The organism is Breznakia blatticola, assembly GCF_004365815.1.
Classification (GTDB): domain Bacteria; phylum Bacillota_I; class Bacilli_A; order Erysipelotrichales; family Erysipelotrichaceae; genus Breznakia; species Breznakia blatticola.
In genome coordinates this window covers 1-3,993 of sequence record NZ_SODD01000076.1, presented here as the reverse complement: position 1 = coordinate 3,993, position 3,993 = coordinate 1, and the positions used below count along the sequence as shown (strand labels likewise).

The 3,993-nt window shown below is 32.0% G+C and carries 4 protein-coding genes; all 4 read left to right on the top strand.

Features of this window, described 5'->3' with window-relative positions:
• Nucleotides 1–84 precede the first annotated feature (84 nt).
• The 4 genes from EDD63_RS11315 to EDD63_RS11305 all read left to right on the top strand — a co-directional run bounded on the left by EDD63_RS11315 (nucleotide 85) and on the right by EDD63_RS11305 (nucleotide 3,553).
• Nucleotides 85–702: a family 1 glycosylhydrolase gene (locus tag EDD63_RS11315; RefSeq protein ID WP_134171422.1), complete on the top strand. Its 618-nt coding sequence runs from the start codon at nucleotides 85–87 to the stop codon at nucleotides 700–702.
• A gap of 1 nt (nucleotide 703) precedes the next feature.
• A complete protein-coding gene (locus EDD63_RS11310; protein WP_134171421.1) occupies nucleotides 704–1,597 on the top strand; it encodes a DMT family transporter in 894 nt (297 codons plus the stop codon).
• A 440-nt stretch (nucleotides 1,598–2,037) separates the two neighbouring features.
• The gene (locus EDD63_RS11595; protein WP_166667645.1) at nucleotides 2,038–2,211 is read left to right on the top strand and encodes a hypothetical protein; all 174 of its coding nucleotides are present in this window, start codon (nucleotides 2,038–2,040) and stop codon (nucleotides 2,209–2,211) included.
• A gap of 169 nt (nucleotides 2,212–2,380) precedes the next feature.
• A complete protein-coding gene (locus EDD63_RS11305) occupies nucleotides 2,381–3,553 on the top strand; it encodes a hypothetical protein (RefSeq protein ID WP_134171420.1) in 1,173 nt (390 codons plus the stop codon).
• The last annotated feature ends 440 nt before the right edge of the window (nucleotides 3,554–3,993 follow it).

The following is a 3,993-nucleotide window of genomic DNA, read 5'->3' as shown; positions in this document are numbered from 1 at the left end:
ACACAACTTTTAGAAGACAACAAAAAAACCAAGCAAAATTCACTTCATCGATGAATTTTGCTTGGTTAATGGATTCTTAACTTAATGACATTAGGAATTGATTTATCTTTTATGAAAGATGAGGATAAAGAAATATTTGAGGAAGGAAAGGTCGATTTTATTGGAGTCAATTTTTATTGTAGGAATTTAGTGGGACCTGATAAGTATGGGAAGTCTCAAGTTTCATATAATAATAAGGGTAGTGAATCAAATGCAATAGAAGGTTCTGTAATTAAGGGATGGTTTGCCTCTCAAGATGATCCCTATGCAGAAAAAAATCAATGGGGAAGAGAGGTGTATGGAAAATCGATGTATGATGGATTATTGTATTTATCGAATATGTATCCAAATACACCGATCTATATTACAGAAAATGGACATGCAAGTTATGATGAAGTCGAAAATGGACAAGTAAATGACTTTGAAAGAGTTAGAATCATGCGCAGTTTTCTTGAGTGGCTTATTGTAGCAAAGAGAGAAGGAGTTGACGTAAGAGGATATTATATGTGGTCAACAATGGATTTATACAGTTGGGTGAATGGATATAAAAAGAGATATGGATTAGTTTATGTTGATTTTGAAAATAAGTTCGAAAGAATTCCAAAAATGAGTTATTTTTGGTACAAAAGTTTTATTTCCGAGTACCAAAAAAAATACGAGTAAAATGAATACTAATAAAAATAAGTGGGCTATAATTGAACTGTTTTTAGTAAATGCATATTGGGGGTATACAACTGTTTTAATGAAGAATGTGCTCCAATATATGTCAAGTAATGCTTATATTCTGTTAAGATTTACGTCTGCAGCGTTGTTTTTATGTATAATTTACTATAAGAAAATTAGGACTATAAATTACAAAACATGGATTCGTGGCTTGCTGTTGGGAGTTACTATAGCGCTACCTATGTTATTGTCAGTATATGGTTTGAACTTTACATCTGCCTCCAATTCAGTATTCATTGGGCAGTTATCATTTATAATTGTTCCAATGTTCGTTATGATTTATCATCGAACTAAGCCCTCAATATACTTTATTATTACAACAGTTTTATTGCTTTTGGGGTTGATAATATTTTCTGATGCTATAAACAGTGGATTTAACTCAGGTGATTTCATTACATTTATTGGTATGTTCATCAACTGCATTACAATTCTATTAACTTCGCATTTTATGAAAAATGAAGATGCATTGGAATTAGGCATCGCTCAAATTATTGGAGCAGCAGTGGTTTCAATACTATTCGGGTTGCATGATTTGCCAAAAGTTGAATGGTGTAATGAATCAATATTAATAATCATACTAACAGGAATTATTGGTTCAGGAGTGGCATTTACTATGAGGACTCATAGTCAAAAATATTTATCTCCAATTTTGATTTCGGTAATGTCTGTTGTCACGCCAATATTTGGTTTGATAGGGGCATCACAGATACCAAATTTACAAAATCAAGTTGAAATAATTACGTCTCCTAAAATTTTCGGATCAGTAATGCTTATAATTGCATTATTATACTATACTACAAATGAATTAAAACCGAAAAAAAGAAAAATGCCTTAAATGGTGCTCTCGTAAGAGAGCGGAGAAAGACAGAAACTAAGCGGCTAAACTTGGGGTATTCTGTCTTTTCTTTATTCCTTTCAGTATAAATCTATCAAAAAAGACAATCACTTTCATTTCTGATAATCAGATTATGATAAAGATTGTCTTTCATATTTTTATTTGAAATTAGTAATAGTAATCAATAAACCCACAACTTCTTGTGTGGTAGGCTAGACCTATGATTGAATCTCACCACATGTTTTCTTGATGAGGCTTTAAACCCTAAGTGCTTTCATATCTTCTTATTTTGTCTTGAATAGTATGTTAAGAATCATTAAACCCCGAACATCTATATTGCTGGTGTTTATCTATGGGTAAAACATCCCCTTGTTTTCGAATAGCTAATCTAAAGCCCCATGTTGCTAATAATACTCGTCATATTTACATGGAGAAATATAATGAATGAACACATATTAACATATAAACGAAATCTTAAAATTGACATAAGTATTACATTTGTATTTGTCATTTTAGGTTTGATTTTACATGATGAATTTTATTATCTTATGGGAATACTAAGTTTAGCAATCGCATTATCAAATCTTTTTCGTTTATTGAAACTGAGAAAATAATTAGAAAAAAAACCCTCAATTATTTTTGAAAGGTCCGCTATTGGCTTATTTTGATTCAAAGGTCCGTTTCTTGTTTGTTATCATATTATCTCTATCATTTCATGCTATTAATCAAGTATAATACTCTAGGTTTATTCTTCCTTTATTTCTTTGAAAGGAAACCTATACCATGACTAATAAATATAAACACTTATCAGACATAGAACGTTTGTCTATCGAAACACTACTTAATGAAGATGCAAAGCTAATCGATATTGCTAATTCACTTGCTAAAGATCCTCGAGGCATCAAGAACGAAATCTATAAACATAGAATCTTGGATGTAAGAAAGAATGCTAAGAATCCCTGTGGCAACCAACTCCGTTGTGAGACCAAACACTTCTGCACTAATTTTTGTGAAACACCCACATGCAAAAGAACCACACGTTTTCCTTATGTGTGTAATGCCTGTCCAGATAGAAAAGAATGTAAATCTCCTAAGTTGTTCTATAATCATCATTTGGCTCACCAAGACTATAAAGAAAACATATCTACTTCTAAAATAGGATTAAAGTATGATCAAGCCAGTCTACTAAAGCTCAATGAAATTGTATCTGAAGGTGTGAAAAATGGATTGTCTCTAGAAGTTATAATTGCAACATTCAATCTTGATATCGCCACATCTACATTGTATCGCTATATAGATTTGAATCTTTTGACTGTTAAAAACATCGATTTAAAACGGAAGCCTAGGTATAAATCAAAGCCAAAGAAGATCATCCACATTCCTGTTGATTATGATTATTTAAAAAATCGAACGTATCAAGACTTTAAAACACGAATCTTCGATGACCCTCATGCTGAAGTATGGGAGATGGATACTGTACATGGTAAAGTTGGAGCTAACGAAAAAACAATTCTCTCTTTACTGCACCGCAAGAGTAATCTACAACTCTACTTCCTTCTGGATGCTTGTACACAAGAGGAAGTTACGCGTGTATTTACCTCTATAAAACTACACTTAGGAGACACACTATATGAAAAGCTTTTTAGTGTAATTCTCACAGGCAATGGTTCAGAATTTAAAAATCCCACCGCCATCGAATATTCTATCGATGGTGATGAGAAGTTAGTTTCTGTATATTATTGTGAACCACGCCGAAGTGATCAAAAAGGTAAATGCGAAAAAATCATGAGCATTTTCGCGAATGCATCCCTAAAGGTCAATCACAAAATCAATTTAGCGAGAAGGATATTAACTACGTTTCCAACCAAGTTAATAATTATCCAAGACCGCAGTTTAATTTCTGTACACCATTACAGATGTCACAACCTTTTCTCCATGAAAAGGTATATGACTTAAACAATCTATCAAAGATAGATACAACTGAAATCAATCTTACTAGATTAATTAAATAAACCAAAATCAAGGGAGGAATAAACCAATTTTATATCTATACAAAAACGGACTATTCAGTAAAAATTTTGAAAAAATAACACTGAATGGTGTTTTCAGTATATCATCAATAGTGATATTTTCCACATTTCAGTGTATTATTTTCATTAATTATCAAGCAACGTCCGTTTTAAGCACTAATTAAACAGCGTGTTTATCGTTTTTTATTCAAAACGGATGTTTGTTTAAAAATTGACCTTAGAAAAAAAACATTTTAATGAACAACGTCAAGTAACATCGCTATACGCGGTGTTTTTTGTGTGACGGGCAGTCATGCATATAGTCCTCAAACTGCAATGGAAATTGGCAAAGTAAAAAGTAGAACTAGTCAAAAGTTGAAGGAGAGG